This window comes from Tissierella carlieri (assembly GCF_018917285.1).
Lineage (GTDB): Bacteria > Bacillota > Clostridia > Tissierellales > Tissierellaceae > Tissierella > Tissierella carlieri.
Map to the genome: position 1 here is coordinate 29878 of NZ_JAHLOH010000056.1, position 24370 is coordinate 54247.

23 protein-coding genes are annotated in these 24370 nt (G+C 32.6%); 2 read left to right on the forward strand and 21 right to left on the reverse strand.

The annotated features are described in order from the left end of the window. Positions 1 to 110: 110 nt before the first annotated feature. The 4 genes from KQI38_RS20365 to KQI38_RS20380 form a co-directional block, all read right to left on the reverse strand. Complete coding sequence (locus tag KQI38_RS20365) at positions 111 to 845, reverse strand: ABC transporter permease (RefSeq protein WP_216562772.1); 735 nt, start codon at positions 843 to 845, stop codon at positions 111 to 113. Then, positions 842 to 1759: an ABC transporter ATP-binding protein gene (locus KQI38_RS20370; protein WP_216562774.1), complete on the reverse strand. Its 918-nt coding sequence runs from the start codon at positions 1757 to 1759 to the stop codon at positions 842 to 844. The genes KQI38_RS20365 and KQI38_RS20370 overlap by 4 nt, the downstream gene beginning before the upstream one ends. Before the next feature lie 68 nt (positions 1760 to 1827). Further along, positions 1828 to 2742 (reverse strand): sensor histidine kinase, encoded by a 915-nt coding sequence (locus KQI38_RS20375; protein ID WP_216562776.1) that lies wholly within the window; start codon positions 2740 to 2742, stop codon positions 1828 to 1830. Position 2743: 1 nt separating this feature from the next. Continuing rightward, positions 2744 to 3448 carry a response regulator transcription factor gene (locus KQI38_RS20380; protein ID WP_246565952.1) on the reverse strand — a complete coding sequence of 235 codons (705 nt, stop codon included), beginning with the start codon at positions 3446 to 3448 and terminating at the stop codon, positions 2744 to 2746. Positions 3449 to 4131: 683 nt separating this feature from the next. Between KQI38_RS20380 and KQI38_RS20385 the strand changes: the two genes are divergently transcribed. Continuing rightward, positions 4132 to 5961 (forward strand): acyltransferase family protein, encoded by a 1830-nt coding sequence (locus KQI38_RS20385; protein WP_246565953.1) that lies wholly within the window; start codon positions 4132 to 4134, stop codon positions 5959 to 5961. A gap of 157 nt (positions 5962 to 6118) precedes the next feature. Here the strand turns inward: KQI38_RS20385 and KQI38_RS20390 are convergent, their stop codons facing one another. From KQI38_RS20390 to KQI38_RS20425, 8 genes are all read right to left on the reverse strand, one after another. After that, positions 6119 to 7267 carry a toxic anion resistance protein gene (locus KQI38_RS20390; RefSeq protein WP_216562779.1) on the reverse strand — a complete coding sequence of 383 codons (1149 nt, stop codon included), beginning with the start codon at positions 7265 to 7267 and terminating at the stop codon, positions 6119 to 6121. 18 nt (positions 7268 to 7285) lie between these two features. Next, positions 7286 to 8608, reverse strand: coding sequence for a 5-bromo-4-chloroindolyl phosphate hydrolysis family protein (locus KQI38_RS20395; RefSeq protein ID WP_216562781.1), 1323 nt, complete (start codon positions 8606 to 8608; stop codon positions 7286 to 7288). 405 nt (positions 8609 to 9013) lie between these two features. Next, complete coding sequence (locus tag KQI38_RS20400; protein ID WP_216562783.1) at positions 9014 to 9670, reverse strand: hypothetical protein; 657 nt, start codon at positions 9668 to 9670, stop codon at positions 9014 to 9016. A 2-nt stretch (positions 9671 to 9672) separates the two neighbouring features. Next, positions 9673 to 10098 (reverse strand): DUF6608 family protein, encoded by a 426-nt coding sequence (locus KQI38_RS20405; protein WP_216562785.1) that lies wholly within the window; start codon positions 10096 to 10098, stop codon positions 9673 to 9675. Beyond that, complete coding sequence (locus KQI38_RS20410; RefSeq protein ID WP_216562787.1) at positions 10082 to 10546, reverse strand: LytTR family DNA-binding domain-containing protein; 465 nt, start codon at positions 10544 to 10546, stop codon at positions 10082 to 10084. The genes KQI38_RS20405 and KQI38_RS20410 overlap by 17 nt, the downstream gene beginning before the upstream one ends. Before the next feature lie 379 nt (positions 10547 to 10925). Further along, on the reverse strand, positions 10926 to 11411 hold the full coding sequence (locus tag KQI38_RS20415) for an AraC family transcriptional regulator (RefSeq protein WP_216562789.1): 486 nt from the start codon (positions 11409 to 11411) through the stop codon (positions 10926 to 10928). A gap of 304 nt (positions 11412 to 11715) precedes the next feature. Then, on the reverse strand, positions 11716 to 12801 hold the full coding sequence (locus tag KQI38_RS20420; protein WP_216562791.1) for a hypothetical protein: 1086 nt from the start codon (positions 12799 to 12801) through the stop codon (positions 11716 to 11718). Further along, positions 12794 to 13279 (reverse strand): RNA polymerase sigma factor, encoded by a 486-nt coding sequence (locus KQI38_RS20425; RefSeq protein WP_216562793.1) that lies wholly within the window; start codon positions 13277 to 13279, stop codon positions 12794 to 12796. The genes KQI38_RS20420 and KQI38_RS20425 overlap by 8 nt, the downstream gene beginning before the upstream one ends. Positions 13280 to 13809: 530 nt before the next feature. Between KQI38_RS20425 and KQI38_RS20430 the strand changes: the two genes are divergently transcribed. Continuing rightward, positions 13810 to 15264 (forward strand): PQQ-dependent sugar dehydrogenase, encoded by a 1455-nt coding sequence (locus tag KQI38_RS20430; RefSeq protein ID WP_246565954.1) that lies wholly within the window; start codon positions 13810 to 13812, stop codon positions 15262 to 15264. A gap of 1452 nt (positions 15265 to 16716) precedes the next feature. Here the strand turns inward: KQI38_RS20430 and KQI38_RS20435 are convergent. The 9 genes from KQI38_RS20435 to KQI38_RS20475 all read right to left on the reverse strand — a co-directional run bounded on the left by KQI38_RS20435 (position 16717) and on the right by KQI38_RS20475 (position 24294). Next, on the reverse strand, positions 16717 to 17283 hold the full coding sequence (locus tag KQI38_RS20435) for a hypothetical protein (RefSeq protein WP_216562795.1): 567 nt from the start codon (positions 17281 to 17283) through the stop codon (positions 16717 to 16719). Positions 17284 to 17391: 108 nt separating this feature from the next. Continuing rightward, positions 17392 to 18351, reverse strand: a complete 960-nt coding sequence (locus tag KQI38_RS20440; RefSeq protein ID WP_216562797.1) for a MerR family transcriptional regulator — start codon at positions 18349 to 18351, stop codon at positions 17392 to 17394. 321 nt (positions 18352 to 18672) lie between these two features. Continuing rightward, a complete protein-coding gene (locus KQI38_RS20445) occupies positions 18673 to 19839 on the reverse strand; it encodes a hypothetical protein (protein ID WP_216562799.1) in 1167 nt (388 codons plus the stop codon). A gap of 482 nt (positions 19840 to 20321) precedes the next feature. After that, a complete protein-coding gene (locus tag KQI38_RS20450; protein WP_246565955.1) occupies positions 20322 to 20777 on the reverse strand; it encodes a cupin domain-containing protein in 456 nt (151 codons plus the stop codon). Positions 20778 to 20819: 42 nt separating this feature from the next. Continuing rightward, entirely contained in the window at positions 20820 to 21905 is a 1086-nt protein-coding gene (locus KQI38_RS20455) for an ethanolamine utilization protein EutH (RefSeq protein ID WP_216562803.1), read from the reverse strand. Between the two features lie 102 nt (positions 21906 to 22007). Beyond that, entirely contained in the window at positions 22008 to 22280 is a 273-nt protein-coding gene (locus KQI38_RS20460; protein ID WP_216562805.1) for a EutN/CcmL family microcompartment protein, read from the reverse strand. Between the two features lie 13 nt (positions 22281 to 22293). Then, complete coding sequence (locus KQI38_RS20465; RefSeq protein ID WP_216562807.1) at positions 22294 to 22911, reverse strand: hypothetical protein; 618 nt, start codon at positions 22909 to 22911, stop codon at positions 22294 to 22296. Between the two features lie 5 nt (positions 22912 to 22916). Beyond that, positions 22917 to 23552: an ethanolamine utilization phosphate acetyltransferase EutD gene (gene eutD, locus KQI38_RS20470; RefSeq protein WP_216562809.1), complete on the reverse strand. Its 636-nt coding sequence runs from the start codon at positions 23550 to 23552 to the stop codon at positions 22917 to 22919. Positions 23553 to 23562: 10 nt separating this feature from the next. Next, positions 23563 to 24294, reverse strand: a complete 732-nt coding sequence (locus KQI38_RS20475) for a hypothetical protein (RefSeq protein WP_216562811.1) — start codon at positions 24292 to 24294, stop codon at positions 23563 to 23565. Positions 24295 to 24370 lie beyond the last annotated feature (76 nt).

The window sequence follows — 24370 nt, forward strand, 5'->3', positions numbered from 1 at the left end:
CCGGCTGACATAGGAACGCTTGAGTAATAAAACAATTATAGTTATACTAAAACTATATAGACAACATCTATTCAATATTCTTCTAAAAAATTTACCTATTATTAATAATTCTATATATCCTGACGATTGATAATTACTAAGCCTAAGCTATAGAATAATAATGAAGATACAATTATAACTATATATCCTAAAAACATTAAATTTCTAGGTAGAACAACTGGCTGACTTAAAATAACGGCAGATGTCCAAGGTAATATAAATGGCAACCTCCCTGTCAACTGTGTTGCTGAAATTCCAGCTGCCGTTATTCCTAAGGTTGTTACAATTGAAGGAATATAGGATGCTCTTTGAAATATAGATATAGGCACTAATAATGCAAGTGAAAGAAAACTTAGTAAAGCAGATTTAAAGAAATGAATTCCAAAATCACAAAACCTTATAAATAAATTAGCGGTAGGAAATATTACTAATGACCCTATATAACCTACTAAATACACTATTAGAATCATCAATAGATGACAGAACAGCCATACTGTTACTTTACTTATAATAAAAATATTTCTGTTAACCATAGCCGGCATATAATTTATAATTGTCCTTTCCGTATATTCATTATTAATCATAAATGTATAAAATATTCCACTAATTACTGATGTAATCAAAAAGATTAATACAGTATCTATTGAAAGAATCCAATGTTCTATCCCTAATTCTCTAACTCTTATATTTATAAATATATCTTTAAGCACTAATAAGCTTATAAATAGAAATATGGTTATTAAAGAAATTTTTAATAGCTTTCTATGTCTTATCTTTTTCCATTCAACAAGTATCCCATTTTTCAATTCTTATCACCACCTGTAAGTTTTTTGAAATAATCTTCTAAGCTTTCATTTTGTGTAGTTATCTGAAACACATCGATACCATTATTTATCAATAATTTGTTAATCCTATTTGTTCTATCATCTAGTCCAAAAACTCTGATTTCTTGATTATCTATAACAATATAATTTAAACTCTTATAGCTTTCTTCCAATACTCTAGCTGAATTATTCACATCTGACACTATATAAGATGTATATTTCTCATATCTATTTTTGATATCTTCCATAGAAGACTCCTCCGCCACCTTACCTCTTTCAATAAAAGCGATATCATCAACAATTTTTTCAATCTCAGATAATATATGGCTAGAAATTAAAATAGTCTTATTATAATTCTTACATAAATCTATTAAGATATTTCTTACTTCAACAATCCCAATTGGATCTAATCCATTAGTAGGTTCATCTAATATTAACACTTCTGGCTCGTGTAATATAGCATTAGCTATTCCAAGTCTTTGTTTCATTCCCATTGAAAATGAGGCAAAAATTTTATTAGAATTACTATCAAGACCAACTAAATCTAAAGATTTTTCTATAGCATTCTTTTCGGTGACTCCTCTTATTAAGGCAAATAATTCTAAATTTTCTCTCGCCGATAGATTAGAATAAAAGGCAGGAATATCTATCATAGACCCAATTATTGAAAATTGATCCTTATCTTTATAATCTATAAGAGAACCTTTGATATAGATTTCACCCTTAGTAGGAAATGTAAGTCCTAAAATAGATTTCATAATTGTAGTTTTTCCTGCTCCATTTCTTCCTAAAAGACCATAAATTTTACCTCCTTTAATCTTTAATGAAATATTATCTAAAGCTAAAAAACTACTATACTCTTTGGTTAATCCCTTTATTTCAATAATACTTTCCATTCTTATCCCTCCTCACTTTCAATTATATCTATGAAATGTTGCCAACTCATTGCCAATTAAAAAAGCTCTTAAAGAGCCTTCTTTACACCTAAGATAAATGATGAACCTTTCCCTTCTTCGCTATCATATTTCAAGGATATATTACATTTATCCGCCAATTCCTTTACTATAGCAAGTCCTAGTCCACTTCCTTTAGTTTTCCTTGATGTATCAACCTTATATAATCTATCCATAATCATATCCTTAGAATTCCTAGGTATACCTATTCCGTCATCACTTATTTTTACTTGTATCATATTTTCTTTTTCTATTAAATCAATATTTATTTCCTCACATCTACTATGAATTATTGCATTTTTAATCAAATTATCCAGAATTCTTTCATATGCTTGTACATCCAACGTAGTAATAATATTTCCTTCCGGAATATTTACCTTATATTTAATATTGTGCTTCTCTAATATAGGAACCCATGCTATAAAATTTCTTCCAGTTTCCTCACATATATTGCAGGACTGGTTTCTTAATATATATTCTCCTGATTCCAGTTGAAGCAATTGAAATAATTCATTTGTGTATTCATTTAACTTATAGGCCTTATCCAGTGCTATTTTAAAATATTCTTCTCTTTCATCCTCATCTACTAATTTCTTATCTATGGCTTCTAAATAACCTAAAAGTGAGGCTATAGGAGTTTTTATATCATGGGATAAACTTGTCATTATCCTTTTATTTCCCTGATTTAACCTATTTATCTCGATAATATCGTTTTGATTTCTTCTTATTATCTTATTAATAAGATAGTAGATTTCCGAATATTCATCATTTAATGGAATCACTCCTCGTTTACTATAATTTCCTGATTCTACTTCCTTTAAAAGATTTACTAACTGATTTAATCTTTTCCTTTCCATATATCTTTTGTAAACTAAATAAAAAATAGTAAAAAACATAAAAGGCAATAATAATCTCATATAAAACATGTTATTTTACCCTCCAGCGATATCCTAATCCATAGACTGTTTCAATAAATCCCCTATACTCTTCTTCATCGATAAATATCTTTTTTCGTAATTTACTAATAAATGATACCATATTCTTTTCATCATAAGAATCATACTCTTCTAACCCCCAAATCTGATCATATAATTGTTCTTTTGTAAATATATGATTTTCATTGGTCATTAAAAGTAGCAATAAGTCAAATTCTTTATTTGACAAAGGAATTTCTCTAAGATTCACTTTTAAAGTTCTATAATAATTATTTAATTCAATATTTCCATATTTAATAATCCCCTTCTCTGGATCTTGATTATAATAATTTGCTCGTCTTATAATTGAATTAACTCTCGCTAAGAATTCATCAATACCAAAGGGTTTTGTTAAGTAATCATCTGCTCCTAATTTAAGACCCTTTACCTTATCTTTTTCTTCACTTTTAGCAGTTAGCATTAAAACAGGTATACTACTAATTTCTCTTATGTTTTCTATTACAGAAAATCCGTCTACTTCTGGCAACATTATATCTAAAATAATCAAATCGAATTTGATTTCTTTCATCTTCTCCAATCCTAAAATTCCATTTTCAACATGTATTGGATGATAGTCCTCTTTCTTTAGGCAATTCACAAGTAATCTTCCTAAATCAATATCATCCTCAACAATTAGTATTCTCATCACCTCTTCCATATCATTTCCTCCAATCTAAATATAAATTTTCTTATTGCAGATCAATATTAAATAAAATTAAATCCATAGAAATAAAGCACCTATCTCCTTATTTTATATCCTATATTTTTCTATAACAACAAATATTACTCCAACCTATTATAAACAATAAACTTCACAATGCCTTAAGTATACCACAATGATATAGTAAATAGTTGGTATCCATTTGGTGAAAACTTAAATTTCCTATAACTATTTAAAGGTGCTTTCTTTTACTCAATAGAGACATTCCCTCTCATAATCATATTAAACCTTTAGTAATATTGTAATTTTATATCCTTATATACTTCCATAGTATTTTATTTCTCTAACAAGTCATCTAACTTTTTTATGATTTTTTAATTAATTCTACATAATTAAAAATTCTTGAAACGACTGATGAATTTTTTCCTCTAGATAAAATCCTGTTATTTATTATGGTAAATAACATTGATGGAGAATAAAGCGGAACTTGTAGCCACTTGAGCCATGAGATATTATTTAGATGAATAGTTAAAAATATGAACAATAATATATTTGTAACTATATTGTAATCCTTATATAACCTGTTTGAAACTTTTTCTAGCTCTCAAACTAGTATAATTAAATTAGAAATTATAATTAACATTAGTTTAAATTGAGGAAGTAGGAGGAGAACTTACATATTGAATACTATACATAATCGTCGTTATATATCAGGATTAGATGGACTTCGTGCCTTTGCAATTTTATCAGTGGTTTTTTATCACTTCAGTTTTAGTTGGGCTAAGGGAGGTTTCTTAGGAGTTGACATCTTTTTTGTCTTATCCGGTTATTTAGTAACCTCTAAGATTTTATTATCACAAGAAAATTTCAAATTAAGAACTTTTTGGAAAGATCGTATTAGCAGGCTATTACCCTCTGCTTATTTAATGATTATGATTACCGCCTTATGGGTAATCTTTTTTAACCACAGACTTTTGACAAACCTCTTAGGTGATACAATATCTTCTATTTCATATACAACTAATTGGTGGTTTATTTTTCATAAGCTTTCCTATTTTGATAGTTTTGGTTCGCCGTCTCCCTTGAAGCATATTTGGTTTTTGGCAGTACAAGAGCAATTCTACATCTTATGGCCTTTTATACTTATGATAGTATTAAAAAATACTAAAAGAACTAAGAAACTTTCATATATGATTTTTATCGGAGCCTTGCTTTCAGCAACTTTGATGGGTATACTTTATGATCCAGCTGCTGATCCAAGCCGTGTGTATTATGGCACAGATACCCGTGCTTTTGAATTATTAATAGGAAGTTTTCTAGCAGCTGTTTCAGCAAATAAAAAACCTTTTACTAAGGAGGTTTCTATAAAACACAAAAACGAGCTGAAACTCTTAAGCATTATTACTTTCTCTATCTTTATTTTTAGTGCTGTATTTATAGATGAATATAATTCTTTTTTGTATAGAGGTGGATTATTTCTGTTTAGTTTAAACACAGCTTTGCTTATAGCATGTGTTTGTCATCCAAAAGGAATTTTAGGTCCCATGCTTTCATGGAAACCTCTGCGCTGGATTGGCACAAGATCATATGGAATATACCTTTGGCATTACCCTATTATGGTACTAAGCACCCCTATATACGAAATAGGGAATCCATCTTACTTACGTGTCTTTATTCAACTGACTATTACATGTATTATTGCAGAATTTTCATATCGATTTATAGAGTTGCCAATACGAAAACTTGGGTTTCGAAAGTATTATAATTACTTAACCATTAGTTTTTTTAAGAGGAATTTCTTAGCATTTACAAAAAAAACTGCAACTATAATATCAGTTCTAGTGATTATATCCCTTGCTATTGGTATCAATAATATAGTAAGAATAAAATCGAACCTAGAAAATGCAGAAGCATATTCATCAGAATCAAATACAGATGAAACTTCTGAAGGCGAGGGTTCTAATGAAGATTCCAATGAAACCAATGAAAAAAATATAAATGTATCTACGGAAAATGATGAAGATATTTCATCAACAGCAGCGGAAGATTATAATGAGATATTGGCTATTGGAGATTCTATTATGTTAGATATTACTCCAACCCTTAATAAGACATATAACAGTATTACAATTGACGGAAAAATTGGAAGGCAAATGTCAGAAGCAATAACTTTAGCTACTACGTATGCTGAATTTAATGATTCTGATAAAGCAGTTATTATTGAACTAGGAACAAATGGCTACTTTACAAGTAAACAAATTGATGAACTCCTTGACTCTTTTTCAAAGTCACATGTTTTTTTAGTAAATACTCGTGTACCACGTTCCTGGGAAAGCAAGGTCAATAAAATCTTAAAAGAAAAAGCTGAAGAACGAGAAAATATAACCCTAATTGACTGGTATTCTATAGCTTCTGAACATCCTGAATACTTTGAACAAGATGGTGTACATTTAAATTCCAAAGGAAGTGAAGCTCTAGTAGGTCTTATTAGCAAAAATCTAAAGATATAATTTTATTACATTTTGATATATGATATCCTCAAAGGGTTCACCCTTCGGCTCATTGTCAGCAACTCTAATGAAGTGGAATATTAGCTATTTTTATAATTCTAATTTGCACAAAGAAATATGTCAAATGGGTATTACAATACCCATTTGACATATTTCATTAACCTCTGATTTCTAAAAGTTTAGTTTTCAATTCTTCCTCAATTCTATTCAACTCAATTTCTGCTTCCTTCCTCTTCTGATGACCTTCTGCTTGAATACGCATAACTTCATCTAGAGTCGATATTAATGACTCATTAGTAATACGAAGTGTCTCAATATCCACAATTCCTCGCTCTGATTCCTTTGCTGTTTCAATAGTTGCCATTTTAAGCGTTTCAGCATTTTTCCTCAATAGCTGATTCGTCATATCCGTTACTTCCCTTTGAGCTTTTGCAGCCTGACTTGAATGGGTAACCCCCAAAGCTAAAACCATCTGACTTTTCCATAGCGGAATTGTGTTTACGATGGTAGACTGAATTTTTTCAGCCATTATAGTATCATTGCCTTGAACCAAACGAATCTGTGGCGCCATTTGAATCGAAATCATTCTAGTTAATTCCAAATCGTGAATTTTTTTCTCAAAACGGTTACAAATAGCAGTTAAATCGTTAACCGCCTGTGCATCCTCTGGTAAGCCACTGGCAGCAGACTTATCTATCAATGCAGGTAGTTCTTCCGCCTGAACCTTAGCCAGTTTCTTTTTACCTGCCATAATATACATAGAAAGCTCTTTAAAATATGTCTTATTAAGCTCATACATCTTATCAAGCATTGCTATATCCTTCAGCAACTGTATCTGATTCTTCTCCAAGGCCTCACAAATTTTATTTATATTAACTTCTGCCTTATCATATTTTGCTTTCATTGCTGTAAGTTTGTTTGATGATTTTTTGAAGAACCCTAAAAATCCTTTCTCCTCTTCCTCTACATCAAAACTTTTCAATTCTGTTACAACACCTGAAAGCATCTCACCAATTTCACCTAGATCTTTAGTTTTCACATTATTTAAGGCTGTTTCAGAAAAGTCTGCTATCTTCTTTTGAGCTCCTACCCCATATTGGAGAATCTGATTCGATTTATTTAAATCAATCTGATTTGCAAAATCGTCAACCATCTTTTTCTCTTCAGGTGAAAGATAGCTTTCATCAAATACTTGCTTTTGAATCTGCACATCATCTTTATTCAATATATCTTTGCTTAGTACTTCTTGAGTTGATGTATCATCACCAAAAGGTTCAAAAGTTAGTGTTGGTATTTCATTATTCATATTTTATCCTCCGCCGTTTTATTTTTTAACTTTCATATTCTTCTCTGTTAATCCTTCCTGTGCAAACATGGTTTCTAATACAGATATATCTGTGGATATATCCATTGCCACATCCTCGAACAAACCATCCAATAAATTTTCAAATGCAAGATTAATGGTATCCATTGTTTCCTCTATTTCTTTCTTGGCATTTGAAATATTCTCTCCTTCTATAGGTTGATAGTCCAATTTCTTATAAGCATCCACCAGTTTCAATGTTGTTGGCAGAAAATATTCCGTGAACTTCTTTATTTCAGGGAATTTTTCTGGATGAAGCTCTACATAATCAAAGATTTTTCCTGTTACTTCTTCTAACCGATCTAACTTACGTGAAATTTCTTCACCTGGAATTGCGATATTGGCATCTTTAATTTCCATGACGAATTTTCGCCCTTCATCAATTGCTTTTCTAATTTCTGGTTTCAACCCATCAGTTTCATTATTCTTTTCTTCCTCAGTAAACTCTTGGTTTATGGTCTGAGCCTTCTGTTTTTCCTGTTCCTCTAAATCCTTTATTCTCATATTTTCCTGCAGTTCAAGATACTGTTCATAGCATTCATTATTTAACATAAAACAGGTCTCTTTATCATCAATATGTCCTTCAGGAAACATACCTTTAACAATCATTTTTCGCAGATCTTTCACCGTAGCTTTATTACTTAATCCTGTTGTAGAAGAAAGATCCTTAATTAAGCAGTAATTACGTCCATACATCTTTGCTATATACCTTTGAAATCTTTTTAGTCTTTTACGAATCCTGCTTCCATTCACCCATAAAATTATACCTGCTATAAAAAGAGGAAACAATCCCATAGCAATGGTATGAAATACACCCCTGCCTCCAATCAAATATCCTAATAAGGTTAATACAATTACTGCTATTCCAAATGCAGTACTTCCTATAACTCCAAATACAGTAAGCAATATACCTGATACCTGTCCAACAGGAACAGTGAACTTAGTTGGTCTTAAAGCTACTTTACCATTACTGTAAGAGTTATTGTAATTACTCATGGTATTATAGTTCTTTATTTGTTGTTTTTGTTCATTCAGTATCTGTGAATCCTTTTGGTATCTATGCTTATAATCATTAATCTTACTACGCTTACTATTACAAGTTTGACTGTTCCAGTTATGATGATTCTCTTGTTTCCAATCAATTGATCTTCTAACCTCATCAAGCGCACCTTTAACAACACTCTCAATATCACGATTTAAGCTTTTAAAATTTCCATTATTCAACGCATCTTGAACTATATCTTTAATTTGGTTCCCTAAATTTAAATTACCCCGCCTATTCATATTTCCCTCCAAGTGATTAACTTTAGAATATGTCTTTCTCTATAGTACTAAATATATTTTTATCATTGCGTAAATCATACCATATCTTATTTTCGAAATCAACTATCATTGAAAGGGTATTTTTATTGTATATATCTATCTACCTTACTTTAGAATACGCAAATTTGCAGAATCAATTCATCACAATATATTATCATAAATTTACATTCCTCCTTATACATCTTCCTCCTTATTTTATTCATATTTCCTACCATTGACTCTATATAGTATCAAAAGTGAAAAACACGTCCAAAATCGGACGTGAGTATAATTCGTTTTCTTTTTTCTTTCGAGATATTTTTACTTTTCTTATTGAATTTATGTCTATACCTATATACTAACATAATATGCAGCTATATCAGGTAACTATAGTGCAAACATAATAAACAATACTATATATGTTTTCTTTATATCTCTATTTACTAACAAATAAGTTACTCCTAGCAAAAATCCCAAGACAATTCCTTCTAATCCAATCCATATACTACCTTTTGTAAATGCATGGGCAAATCCCCATGTAATTCCACAAATTATTCCTCCATATGGGATGTTTTTTCTTTTATACCATACCTCAAATGCCTTCTGCGTAAAAATTATGATAAGCATAAATAACACTGTTTCAAATGCATAGTATATATATTGAAAAACAAATAATAATAACCCTTTACTCTGAAACTCTCTAATAACCTTAAATCCTTTCCAATCTATGTAACTTGCTACTAATGCTATAACAACACAAAATATAACAGATGCCCATTGCCATTTTGTCATCTTATCTGATGTTTCAAAAAGATTAAACTGATACTTTTTCTTAGATGCAAAAATGAGCCAATAGCTTACTGTCCCCCAAGAAATACAGGTTATAATCCAGTGAATGATTGTCTGACTTGTATTCCAGTCCTGCATTGTGACTCCATATATCATCGGTTCTAACACATAAGCATATAACGCCTCTAGCCCTAATCCAGCAAATGCAAGCATTCCTAAAGAGAAATAATCCCACCCAGTAACTTTATTGTCCATATCTAATCCCCTTTCATCTTTATATTTTTTAACATTTGATTAGCATTTTTCACTTCCCAAAACACATTTAAATAATAAATAGCAGCACCTATAATATAGGGAATTGTAAATGATAAAAACATATCTCTATATGCATTAGGATGCAAATCCGTATATAATCCTGAAATCCAAATAATTAATAATACACCCCCAATTAACACTAAATATTGTCCAATAATCACTAGTGGCAATGGAATCTGCTGTAGTCTATAATGTTGTGAAAGAACTAATGTTGCAATAAATGACACAAAAATCATCATAAGCAAATTTGATTGATAATTCCCAAATTCATTTTGTATAATGGCTTCTAGTATGATTTTACTCATAGATAGAATAGTGTAAACAACACATACTGTTGGAATAAATGTTTTTTTATCTATAATCTTCATTTTCTGCCTCCTGTATGTTTCTCAAATATTCCATAAAATTCTTTTTAAAAGTTCTATTTAAAATAAGCACTTCCCCATTTTCCATAATCAGACGCATTCTCATATTTGAATCTGTTTTGACTCTGTCTATTCTGTATACATTTACTATCATAGATTTTCCAATTTGAATAAAACCATTGCTTTGAAATCGTTCCTGAAAATTTTTCAAAGTAAAATCTATCTGGTAAACTTCACTTTCTAAATATGCATAACAACGTCTCTCTACAGTTTCCAAGTAAAATATATCATTGGGAAGTATCTTTTTCGTCAATTCCTCATTCTTTCCTAAAATTATTTCGTATGATTGTAAATAGTTCATAATTCCGATGATTTCATGGTCTTTCTCACTATAGAATACATCCACGTGATTTTCTTCTATCATTCTATCTTCATAATAATTGACCTTCAATTTTTTTCCTCCTTCCATATAAATTATATCAATTATCTTCTTAATTACAACGTTCTGCTGCTTATCTTACAATTCGAAATGTCTAAGTTGCATAAATAGATGAAATACATTTGTTTTAACTAAAAATTTGTAATAGAACTAATTTATTCTTAAGATATCTCCATTAATATTTCTAAGGCATTCTTACCTTTGGGTAATAGCTGCTACTATCAAACCCCATAACGGACTTTCACCGCCAAGCTATCGCACATATTGAGCCCACAACAAAAGCACTAAGATTTTTTATATCTCTGTGCTTTTATCTCTACGTATTATTTTATGGTATTGAAAATATTTATAAACTTTAGATGAGTAAATTAAAATTTGTTAAAATACTGATTTAGTGAATTGGTACACAAATTTCACAATAATGGTTTTTAACCATTTCACAGCTATATCTTTCAAAAATAGGTCTTATTTCATCTAATTGGTAGCCTTGTTTGAATAACTCGGGGAAAATTACAAGCCATGCTTTTTGAACTGCTTCAGCCGTATGTCTTATTTTAAAAACTGCATAATTTCCTCCAAGAACACTACCTTCACTAATATAATCATCATTAATACAATAATCATTTGAAATAACAAGACAAGTATCATAACGACAATTTTCAGGCCCTACTAATTCAGGATTATCATGAGCAATTCCTAGTATGATAGATTGTTCATTAAGCAAGCCATTAGACTTAGCCCAATTTTTTAATCTTTCCATTATTGGTACATTATTCTGTCCATAAGGACCAATCTGCCTTATATACGCAATTCTATAAAATGAGATATTTTCAATTTTTATATTCAAAATTTGTTTTCCTTTCTTTATAAAGTACATCGATGCCTGAAATCATTGTATAATGCTTTAAAATAGAAAGCAAATATTTTTTAAATTATTGAATTTCAATTTGCCATTGTTATAGAATTACTATTTGTCTCAAATAATGTAAGTTTATATCCTTGAAATCAAAAGCTGACCTTTTTTACTTCTAGTGGATTTTATCTTTTTTAACCTAAGCTCCACTATATTATCTATATAAATTATACTTCCTTTATTTCTTTAACTATTGCAGAGATATCAGGATGGCGTTAATTTAATTGCTATCCTGCTATTGTTACATTTTTGATGTTAAAACCTTCGATTATAGAAGAAGGATTGATTCCAAGTTGGGAATCGAAAACGTTTCATTGAAGATAGAGAACTCCCTTATAGATTCTGCAGAAATGAGGAGGTTGAAAGAAAGGTTTATCACAATAGCCGAAATAGGATGACCAGCGCCATCGCTCCCGCTCATCACAACATAGCTGAAATCCTCTTCGGTAAGCACGGTACCGTCTGAAAGAATAATACCTAAATTCCCTATGTTAGATAAAAAAGCATTGTAAACAGCAGAAAGATCATCATTCGAATTGTATGAGAATACAATTGTAGAACTCATAGGTGTTATTCGAATATCTTCAAGCATAATATTGTATCCCTCTACTGTAACAGGCTGTCGTAGAAGGACGGCATGACTGTATTCATTGCCATCTGCTAGCTCCACCTCGAATTCCCACTTGCTCCTACTCAATGGTTCCAATACAAGAGAGGTGCCATTGCTAACATAATATCCAAAATCTTTGAGCTCTATCGTATAAGTACCAGCTTTAAACACTTGATGGTTTATAATTGTGTAAAGTATCTCAAACTGATTGTTTTCTAAAGTAGGATCATCATCACTATAATAATACCGTATACTGATCTGTTCCATGTTTTTGAACAGATTTCCATCCGTATCAGATCCAAATCTATAATTCATTAGCGTTTCATATCCCGTATCAAAAATCACACTCTGTAGCTCTTTTGCAGTAACCCTCAACATTACCATTGCCATATTTCCGCTGGAAATCACATCCATAACTTCAATTTTAAGTTCATCGGTATCTACCACAGTGCCTATAGTAGTCCCTGCAATGGCCCTAAGTTGATCAACATTCATGTAATCGTATACACTGTCTGTGCTTTTAGCCTGGTTTATAAACAACTGTCTGAAAAAGTCTCCTCCTACAAGTGAAACTGCCAGAGCTGATGTAGATAAAATTGCTATTAGTACCAACACGGCGGTTGCAGTCAATGGTAGTCGCCTTCGTCGAGCCGAACTTACTGATCGCTCCGCTGTTTTAGCATATAACCTCTCTTTCCATTCCGTCGGTGTTTTAATATCTTTAAAATCATTAAAATCACTCATTTTCAATCACATCCTTTAACATTTCTCTGCCCCGTTTAAGCTGAGACTTAATGGTGTTTTCGTTCCTGCCTAGAATTCCAGAAATTTCGCTAATATTGTACCCCTCAAAATGGTAGAGATAGATTGCTTCAGAGTATTTGTATGGAAGAGCTTTTACGGCGTGCAGCAGGCTCCTATCGAAGTCCTCTATATGCGCAATAACCAACTTATCTATGTCATAATGATTTCTGCGAAACAGCTTCCGGTGAATATCCCGACATTCATTGAGTGTAACAGTTATGAGCCAGCGGCGAAGATAGTCTTCGGACTTTTGCCACATTTCCTTTGAAACATACAACTTTATAAATACATTTTGCCAGCAGTCCTCTGCATCTGCGAGACAATTAAAACGGACGTAGCATATACGTGTGACCATGTCGGAATATTTCTCTACAAGGTTAACATACAAATCATTTTCAACCAATGACTCACTGGTCACAAAACCACCTCCTTAACTATAGAACGTTTCATCCTAGCTTTTAGTTGCATAAAATGTGAAATTATTTTCAGTATATATCTAAATTATAAAACCTTGATGTATTTATCGACCTTTGCATAGAATTATTTTTAGTAGTTACCCCCTAAGCTTATATCTCCTCTCCATCAAGGCTTAAAATACTACTCCGTATCAAGCTTTTTCTCTTGGTTCTCTTCATGATAGTGGATGAGGCTCCGTAGCAACAAAATTCAAGTTTTTTATGAGTATAGTCTTTGTCAAAGTTATCACTTTCTAGGCAGAAGTGAAATTTTTAGTCTATTTAAGCACTAGACACATGTACAAGCTCTAAAATAATTTCATTCTATGTACAAAAACAGGCACGTCCTCAATGACCGCCCTGGATTTCTCCGACGCTGGTGCGAAAAATGGTGCAATGCATAATCAGATTTCCTGGCCACAATTTGGTGCTAATATGACAATTCTAAGCATATTCTTATAAAAGAAAACAATAAGAAGGAGTGTAAAATAAGTTGATAAAAGTTAAAGTTAGTTTACGGCCTATTGTTAGTAGGATAAATTTACCTACTGTTTTGAAAACAACTATACTTCCGGGTGACTCAATCGAAAGATTATTTATTGCAACCCAGATAGGAGAAATCTTTTACATAGGAAACGGAGTTATGGGGACTTTTTTAGATATTCGCCCACGAATCATAAAACTAGGTGTTTCTGGTGGTGGATATGATGAACGGGGATTGATAGGGCTAGCATTTCATCCCGAATTTTATTATAATGGTCTGTTCTATCTTCATTATTCAGTTACTGGAACACAAGGTCCGGGTGCTCTTCCTAATTCAGTAACTGGAGCACAAGGTCCAGGTGCTCTTCCTGAATTTTTTAATCCTGATCCGTGTGACCCCAAAACCTTAAACCTAAAGTGGATAAATAGAGAAATTCTATATGATCATATTGACACAGTTGAAGAATGGATTTTCCAATCGAATGGTCAACCTCAAAAACGGAGGACATTGCTTAATTTAAGAAGACCATTTTTTAATCATAATGGTGTCAATAGCTTAAACTTTTCACCTGAAACAGGAAAACTTATTTTAACAACCGGAGATGGTGGATCAGGGTATGATCCATTTAATTTAAGCCAGGATGATATGGAAATCGCCGGTAAAATAATTGAAATTGATGTAGCTAAGAATACATTTATCTATAATCCACCCATAGTCACACGTTTTAATGAACTTCCTGTACCTATTCAGGAAACGCTTACGGTAATTGCCAAAGGGGTTCGCAATATACCTGGCATTTCATTTCAAAGGTTTTATAATCAGTATATCAAATATGTGGGAAATGTCGGACAGGATCTGGCAGAGTCGATTTTTTCATTCGTTCATTATAAACCAATACCGGTTACTCAGCTTATTCAAGCTTATTTAATGAAATCCGAACCTGATCAAGAAGGATTTATTAACTTTGGCTGGCGAGGGTGGGAAGGTGCTTTTCCTACTTCCATTATAAGGGGCTGCCCTGCAAGTCCGACTTTGGATGAGAAAACAATTGCTTATTATAATGAAGCAGTAAAAACTTCAGTCCATCGTCTTCAGCCTCTAACTAGTTATTTTCATAAGGATCCCCGACCCGATAAGTTTGGAGGAACTGCACTTACAGGAGTCCAGTCATATATGGGGAATGAAATCCCCGATTTAACAGGAAGCGTTGTGTTTACCGATTTTGCCCAGAATGAAGAATCTCAACCTCCGATTAAAGGTGTTTTAGCTTATACTAGGATAAGAACAGATTGTAAACTAAATGATTTTAGTGTTATTGAAACCGATTATAATTTTGGGTCACAATCAGCTTTTTATGTTAGTTTGGGAACGAATCTGGATCAAACCAGACTATATTTAGGGGTTTATGGCTCTATGAATGTGACTGATTTTAACCAAGGTACTGTTTTTGAAATTGTTCCATGATTCATAACTATAAAATTTGACTTAATACAAGATAAATTCCTTTTTAGGATTTATGAATCGAAATATGAAACAAATAAGAGAGAGTAATCATATTCTCTCGTCAATTTTGAAACTGATTTGATATAAATAATGAAAGCCTTTACTGAGGGTATATTAAGAAAATATACCTTCAGTGCTTATACAGAAATATGCGCTTATCAATAAGTATTTTAAAATACTAGTAGCACCTGTATTTTTATCCGGGATTGGGTTGGCCTTAAGTCCATTAAGTACTCTACCTATTGGGATAGCTAGTATTTCTAATATTTCTATTGGTTTTACTGTATTTTTTCTTCCGCATTAATTTTTGCTATAGTTAGTACTCAGGAGACAATAATATTGCTTTTTACCACCGGGCTCGTTATCGGAACATTACTTTATAGGAAGGGAATAATAATTTCTATATTATTTTCAAGCATAACACTGCCTCTTGTAATGATATTTTTAACTTATGCAGTAGGTATTTCGGCATTTGTAGATTTAACCAGTTCGTTATCAACGCCTTTAACTTTTTTAATCTTTTTCTCGTTTTCACTTGTTTACGCGAGCATCTGGAATATTTGCTTTAGGAAATTCATGAATTATCTTGTAAAAATAAAATTGATTAGCTAATGCGTTTTAAGGTTGTCATCATCAAGAATACCCGATGTCATCTATAAAATGCCCTCAAAAACCGGACTAAAAAACTGCACTTTTCAGCCCGGTTTTTGCTCGTTTTTTACCTTAAAACCACAACATCTTGTAATCAAACTGTCTTATTTATCCTTATGGCCAAAATTCATCATCAGAACTATACACTCAGATTTATAGTTTTCATAATTTGTCCGTTCTTTCGATTTTTGATATATGGTTAAAATCAAAAGAGGACGGTGGGGAATGGAAACGAGGCTCTAAAAACGCAAATATGTCCGTCTGATATTTTTTCAGACGGACATATTTAAGCTTAACTCCTATTATATGACCTATGTATTTATATCGATAGCAGTAATATCCTGTTTGTGGGTACAGGTTAAATAAATTATGAAGCAAAAGGCCAAAAATACGATTTTAAGGCGTTTGACGTTTCCTTGGATTTTTCAATTCTTCTACCGCATTCGGAACATCATACATGAGCAATTCCAAATCTCTTTTTACTTCTGCGATATAAGCCATATGCACTTTAAATCCATACTTGTTTTCTACATACTATTGTATCATCCTATATGTTACTATTTCGATTGGATTATATCCCTCAGCTTTTTTGGCTATCTTTTACACAGGAATTTTTCCATCACCTTCACCAAACTCCACATTTACGTTGATGTGCGTATCGGCATTTTTGTTAGAAAAAAGTACAACCGTCTCAACATGCCTTGAGGACACAAAAAAGATGTTAAACTTGGTCTCCCCTTAGAGTCAGAATATACTTTTTAATTAAAGCATCTGTATTACTTCAAAAATAAACTCGCAGGGTTTTGAACCATTTGTGTTAATTGGAGAAGATTTAATTTCTTTCAATTTCAACTTAACCCGCAAGGCGTTTTGATAATGATATAAAAAGTGTCCGGCGCAGCATCCGCAATATGTAGAAGTAACTGAAACAGGCTTTTTCAGCTTTTTAATTGACGGGCAGGCACAATTGTATACACCGTCTTGAAACCAAAAAATACCCGTTGTAATAGTACCATCTTCATTAAGTTTTGGGGTTCCCATGTATTGAATTGAGGAAAGTAGTTCGATCTTTTCATTAAGTGATCTGCCAATATTTTGCTTGCCGAATTTTTTACATTCCTTGTCTCTTTGCCCACTTTTACAGCATCCTTGTTTTTCCATTACTGATAAGCATTGCTCATGTGAGAGCATGGAATCCATTTGATTAATTATCGCAATGACAGGTAGTGGATTATTACCACCTGGGTCTGTAAAATCGATTTTAGATATTATCTCCTCCGAAATCCTTTCTTCAATCATGGCTTGCCTTATTTTCTTTATATCCGGCATTATGGAGATTCTCCTTTTCCTTAATATTTTGTTTATAAAACATTTTAGCATTTTACATTTTATTCAGTCACTCACTACCTGACCTATTCTAATGAAGCATTAAGACTGTCATTCTTTTACTGGCCGCAGTTTAACAGGTACAAATATGTCAAGCTGCTTATATCCAAGTCCACGGTTCATTTTCTCGCCTACAATCATATGGCACATTGCCCTGTGTCCTTCACGCTCGTCAAGTTCAAATCCACTACTGTCAATCCAAGCTTTAATTCCGGTATATACCCTGCCATTGATATCATCATCACCATCGATGGATACTGCATTTGCGTACAGACCACCTTCAAATTCAATTATTTCGTAACCGTCTGTATCTTTTTCTGTTACCCAGTCTTCAACAGCAAATAGCCACATTCCTCTGCCATCCGGTTCAAAAAACATAAAATCAAGCGGTGAAAATGATATACCTTTTCGTTTTTTGTCATATTCGGAGAACCATTTGCCAAAGCTTCCTATAACTTCACTTAAATCATTAAAATAACCTGATGAAGCCATTCTACACTTTGGTATTTCTACAATTCTGACTTCCGGTGCTTTTTTAAGCTTTTCGGTAATATTCAAAAGACTGTTAACGCGTGCAGGATTTCCTTCATACCCGACATTAATTATCTGCCGCTCAACTTCCTTTGCTTTCTCATATAAAAGTTTTACATCAGAATCCTTCTGAAAATCACTTCTATGAATTTGCATAATAAATTCTAAAACTATTTTTTTAAGCTCATGCAGAAGAGCAACTTCATCATCAATATCAGAAACTTTTTTGCCTAGAACTTCCAAAACTATCTCGGAACTGGATGATCGAAAAATTCTCTGAATATCCTTAATGCTAATGTTCAATTTACGAAGTATAAGAACCTGCTCCAATCGTTTTATTGAGGATTCATCGTACATTCTATACGCATAATCATCACTTCTTTGACTGTTTATCAATCCCATATCTTCATAATATCGAAGAGTACGGGCAGTCACATCATACCTGCTAGATACTTCTTTGATTTTTAATAAATCAGGCATAGTTTGTTTTCCCCTTTTCATTTTTATTAATTATATAATAACTGTTTCCCCAACGGAAGAGTCAAGGAGAAAAAGAAGAAAAAATAAATATCACTAGACTCTGATGTATAATAACTGCTAAATCATTTCATAAGAAAAATGTGGTAAAATTATAAACAGATTATATATGAGTAACCACTGTCCTCACAAATTAAATAACATAGACAGTGGTTGCTCTTTATTTATTCATTACCTGAGTTATGACCATAAGGTCCGAGATCTGGTTGGAAAGAATCCGTGAATGCTGTAACAGTGATCATATATAATCTTTTTCTACTTTTATTATCCCTGTGTTATTCCATCCCCTTCCTCATCTTTTGGCATTTCTCCCTTTCCGCTATTAATAACTATAATCTTAAGCTTACCGTCTGATGAATCATTAGCGAACCATATATCTCCATTCCCTATTATAAATCCAACCGAATTCCCCCATATATCCTTTGTGTATGCATCTTTAATTTGCAACTTAAATTTATCATTAAATATCAGATTGTATTTTTCAAGAAATGTGTCTTTATCTTTGATATATATTTTTTGTTCATCTAGATTAACATTAAGTGGATATTGAATAATTTCTGCCAAATCCTGACTTTCATCATTTTGGATTAATTCAACAACTTTTTTTGCAAAATCTTCTATTTCTTCCTTGCTATGTCCACTATAAATTTCCATTGGTTTCATTTCTTCATCCTGCAATGTTAGATGCACAGAGAGTTCTGTTTCAACATTCTTTTGAGAAAATTCATGCCAAACTACATCTTTTTTTTCATCTTCTTCTTTCATGAAAGAATTATACGATTCTTCTGTAACGGATTTATTATTAATGAAGTATCCTATAGTTATGTTATCATTGTTTTGGATTGGTTTCATATATCCCAATATATCAGTTTCATAGGCATTTGATTGGAATTTCAATTTTCCATATCCATTATCTGCTGCACCGTTTGAATACTGAAATGTCCCGTCTGTTTTAAGCGCTTCTAAGCCTCTGTATACAATATTGTATCCATAAATTGTATCATTCATATAATGCAAGACTTCGTAAAACTCTGGATTATTATCTACTGCTAATTCAAGAACAACTTCAGGTACCTCATCACTATCCATATCAAGTACTGTAAAGTGTGTCACTTCAAAGATGGTTCCATTAATCTCTTTGTTAGTTAAAAAATCATTCAAAGACAATTTTTTCTTGCTATCAATGCTGAAAAATTCATCATTATTTAACAATACTGATTTATATGCTTCTAATACCGAATTATTATTAGATGGCATCGTGGCATTTGTATTTTCACTTTCACTATCTGAAGAAAGGCTGGTGTCAGTAATTTTACTATCACTTACACTACTGCTATTATTTGAGTTTAAATTGTTTTTACTGCTCCGACACGCAGTAATTGAAGTACTTAACAGAAACACAAGAAGTATGTACATAATTCGTGATTTCATTTAATTTCTCCTTTCAAAGTATAGATTGTATTTTAACTTTATCCTATTCTACTAAAACTATGATTAGGGAGTATTAATGCTCAAAGCCTTTTTCATAGGTTCCTGATAAATATTGAATTGCCCGTGAATTATCTAAAGTTGCTTCATAAAAATCACCATTTTCAAGATACAGCCAGATAAATCCTACATGCTCGGGTCAGTGCTGATGACTGTCCTTCTGGCTGAATTCTCATAATATCACCTTGCATCTCCTCTACTTGAAACCGCCACAAAATCATCTCCTTTGTAGCGCTTGTTTTTACCTTATTTATTCTCTACGTATACTATATTATACTATATGAAATAAACCGCTACAAGTGTAGCGGCTTGAATACAAACATAGAGAGGAGCATTTCTATGGAGAGAACAATAAAAGTAATTGGGGTATTAGGATTCGTAACATGTCTTTTAGTCATGTATATATCAATTTGCTTTTCTAGAATTTATGATTGCCAATCAGCTGGATAAGTCACATAGATAAACCTTGCCTTTCCTTCAACTGAAAACTGAATACTTGAATCTCTTGGAATCAAAATCAATTCTCCTGCATTGGCAGTTATTCGCCGTCCATCTATGATAATAGTCAGAGTTCCTTCAATAATATAATCTATTTCATCATATCCTAAAGTCCAGTCGAAGGTAGTATCTTCCATTACCATTAGGCCACAACCAAGTCTAGGATTTTCAGTAAGTGACACTAAATCCTTCGTATACACTTTGTGATTAGGGTTGCCTGTGTCCAGTCGATCTTCTTCACCTACAGAAAACAATGGCAACGAAATCGACATTACGCCACTAGGGTCAACATTCCTCTTTGAAGCATCATTTAACTTATTACTGTATTCTTCCGTTATGATACTACGAACTAGCTTTTCAATTTCTGATCTGTCTATATTCAACATCTTACCTCCATCCGTACTTAAATCTCTATAGTATTAGCTTTATTCAATCCTAAATACACGGTTAGATAGAAATATGGCAACAAGAATGGCAGAAATACCACCGACTAGCTTACCAATAATCATTGGAACAATCAATTCTGGTGCAACACCAGCCGTAAATCCTAAATGGTCACCAAATGCAAAGGATGCTGAAACTGCAAAAGCAATATTAATTACCTTGCCACGTTTATCCATACCCTTTACTGTTTGGAACATGGCGATGCTGTTGGCAAGAGATGCAATTAGACCTGCTGCTGCAATATCATTCATTCCTAACAAGTGACCTAGTTTCATCAATGGCTTCTTAAATAGCTTTGTGATCAAGAACACCAATCCATAAGCACCAGCTAAAGTAATGGCAATACCACCAACTGTTTGAAATCCAACTTCAAGTGTATCTTGATTTTCAAATATTTTGATACCTAATAGTAAGTCTAACCCACCAATTGCCAGCCCAATGGCTGCAACAGCTACTATAATTTTCCCAAATATATTGAACCCTTTAATCATTCCTTCAGGGATTTTAAATAGTCCAATTGAAATTAAAATCGCTACAGCTATTATAGGTATTAAATTCATAAAGACTTTAACTATTGGCATACCCATCAAAATTCCTGCAACTAATGCTCCAATTGGAATAGTCACAATCCCACATAATACCCCTTGTGCCAGATACTTTGTATCTTCCTTGCTGATAATGCCCAATCCCACCGGGATCGTAAATACAATTGTCGCCCCCATCATGGCTCCTAAAATACCACCCGAGAAAAGTCTAATTAGTGGGTCGGTAGTCATTTGTTGTGCTAAGAAAAACCCACCCATATCATTTGCTAATAAAGTTCCTGCAAACATTGCTGGATCTGCTCCTAACAATTTATATAGTGGAACCACTATAGGACTTAACCAATCAGATAACTTGGGTGCTATAACGATTATACCAGCCATTGAAAGTGCTAAAGAACCCATTGCTAGTATTCCTTCCTCAAATTGTTGACCTAAACCAGTTTTATTACCTAGTGAACGGTCAATTGCGCCTATGACCATTATAATTGCCATAATCCAAATTATCATTTCATTTATACTCATTCATTTCACTCCATTCTATTTTTAGTAAGGTCAGCAATTGTGAAACAATTGCAACACACCACTACAACGAGGCCTTAGCCTCGTCATAAATAGCAGCTTTTATCATTCCTTTGGATAGTCCACAGTGTCTATGATACCGACAATAACCATATCAACAGGAATACCTTTACCATCAAAAGATAGACGACCAGAGCTACCAGTCGTAATCAGCACAGATTCTCCAATGCCAGCACCTACATGATCAACTGCAACAACTAGAGCAGGATCAGCCTCATGTTCGTTTAGTTGTTTTTCAATGAGTAGAAACTTTAAACCATTTAACTTTTCATCCTTGCGAGTAGCCCATAAACTACCAACAACTTTTCCAATGAACATAGTATGCTCCTTTCTATACTATCTGAACACCTAAATCACGCATATAATCTCTGGCCAATGCTGTAATAATGATGTTTTTATCTGCTTCAAAGATATCTCCTGCCTGTAAGTTCAGTTTCCGTACTTTTTCTATAGTAAGAAGTTCCTTCTTATCACTTTTACGAATTACATCTTTTACTTCCTTATTTATAGTTTCATTTATCTTTTCAAAATTCTTTAATGGAAGTATAGAAGCACCGTACCTTACCAATTGATTTTTATTATTCACAAGAACCTGTAACAATGCTCTTGGAGCCACATGTTGACTTGCATGAAGCTCCATTCCTTCTTCTAAAAAAATAACATCCCTCTTATTCAATAAACGCTCCCAAATAATTACTTCTTCTTCTGTTTGAGGAAGTCCTAGTGCTATACGATTCATATTTAAAATAGACAGTTCAGTAACGATTACTATATCTGTATCAAATTTATCTTTAACTGACACTATCTGATAGCCTCTTTTTTCATAGTAAGTCCGAATACTTGAATATTCTTTCCCTAAAAATGTAACTGTCCCTCTAAGTTCTTCCTTCTGTAAACGTTGTATAATAATATCTGTAATTTTTTGTACTATTATTTCAATGTTATCCACATATATCACCTCTTAACAATACGTCCTCGTACACCTTTCTTATGACCGCAGGCATTTGCTTCATCGTAATCAATGTGCATGGAAGTCTCAAACTTGGGACTTACTCTCACTATAACGTCATCAAATATGAGTGGTCTTTCACTAAACACTTGAACAGATACCCTCTCTTTATCTTTAACACCCAACCTTTCAGCATCTATATCTTTTACATGAAGATGACGTTTTGCGACTATGACACCTTTATCTAAGACAAAAGACTTAGAGCCATTCATTAAAATAATTCCTGGAGTGTTTTCAATATTTCCACTTAATTGAACTGGCGCATTTACACCTAGTGAACGTGCATCTGTTAACGAAACCTCCACTTGACAGTTTTTTCGCTCTGGTCCAAGAATTATAACATTGTGAATAATGCCTTTAGGTCCTTTAATACTCACTCGTTCTTCTGATGCAAATTCGCCTGGCTGTGATAAATATTTCGATGGATGTAATTGATAACCGTCTCCAAAGAGAGAATCTATTGCCTCCCGATTTAAATGGATATGGCGTCCACTTGCTTCAATTTCAAAAGTTTGATCCATTACTTCGTATATACGAGAGACAACTGTATCCACGATTGTATCAATATTATTTTTAGTCATATTCTCGCCCCTATTCTACTGAATTTTCTTTTGACTGCACCATCAAAATCCAACAATAATCCTTTAAAATAGTCACTATTGAAATGCAATTTATATAATCCTCAGATGTTAGAATCTCTTTCATTTCTTTAGCAATAAAATATTCTAGTTCTTGTAAATATGCATGTAACTCAAATAAATCTATGACACATTCTTCATCTTTATAGGTTGGAATAAAGGAACCTTCCGGATATAAACTGGCAACGTATGACTTTTTGTCTTCCAACCACTTTTCAATTTCCTGCACCAGATCTAATTTGTCTGAAGCTAAAATCTCCGTTGCTATTGTCTTGACTACAATTAAGATAGTATTTAAAGCCCCTACTAACTCCATCTTTCCTATATGGTGACTTTTCTTTTGTAAAGTCAGAATATGGCTTATTATAATATCAATTTTAACTTGATAAGTTAAGTGACTCTTCCACATTTTCTGCTTTTTTCTATTATCATACATTAAAGTCTCTTGAATATTTTTTATATTTTTTGGTTCACTTACTTCTAACTGGGTCATTGGAAAAGTTTCTTCTTGCTCCTTAGTATCAGATGATTCTGGTATTTCCATATATTCAATAGTAATATCCTTTAGATATTCTTTTGCAGAAGGTGTAATTACAGTCCCAGGTTCTAAAACTAAGAGTTTTGATTCTTTTAATTTCGTCGTACGGAGTAGCTTTTTTATTTTACTTTCCGTTAAAATAGCCATTAGTATTCACTTCCCCTCGATAAAGAAAAGGCTGGGCATAAGCTTTTATTATGCCTCAGCCCCACTTTTTATCTTC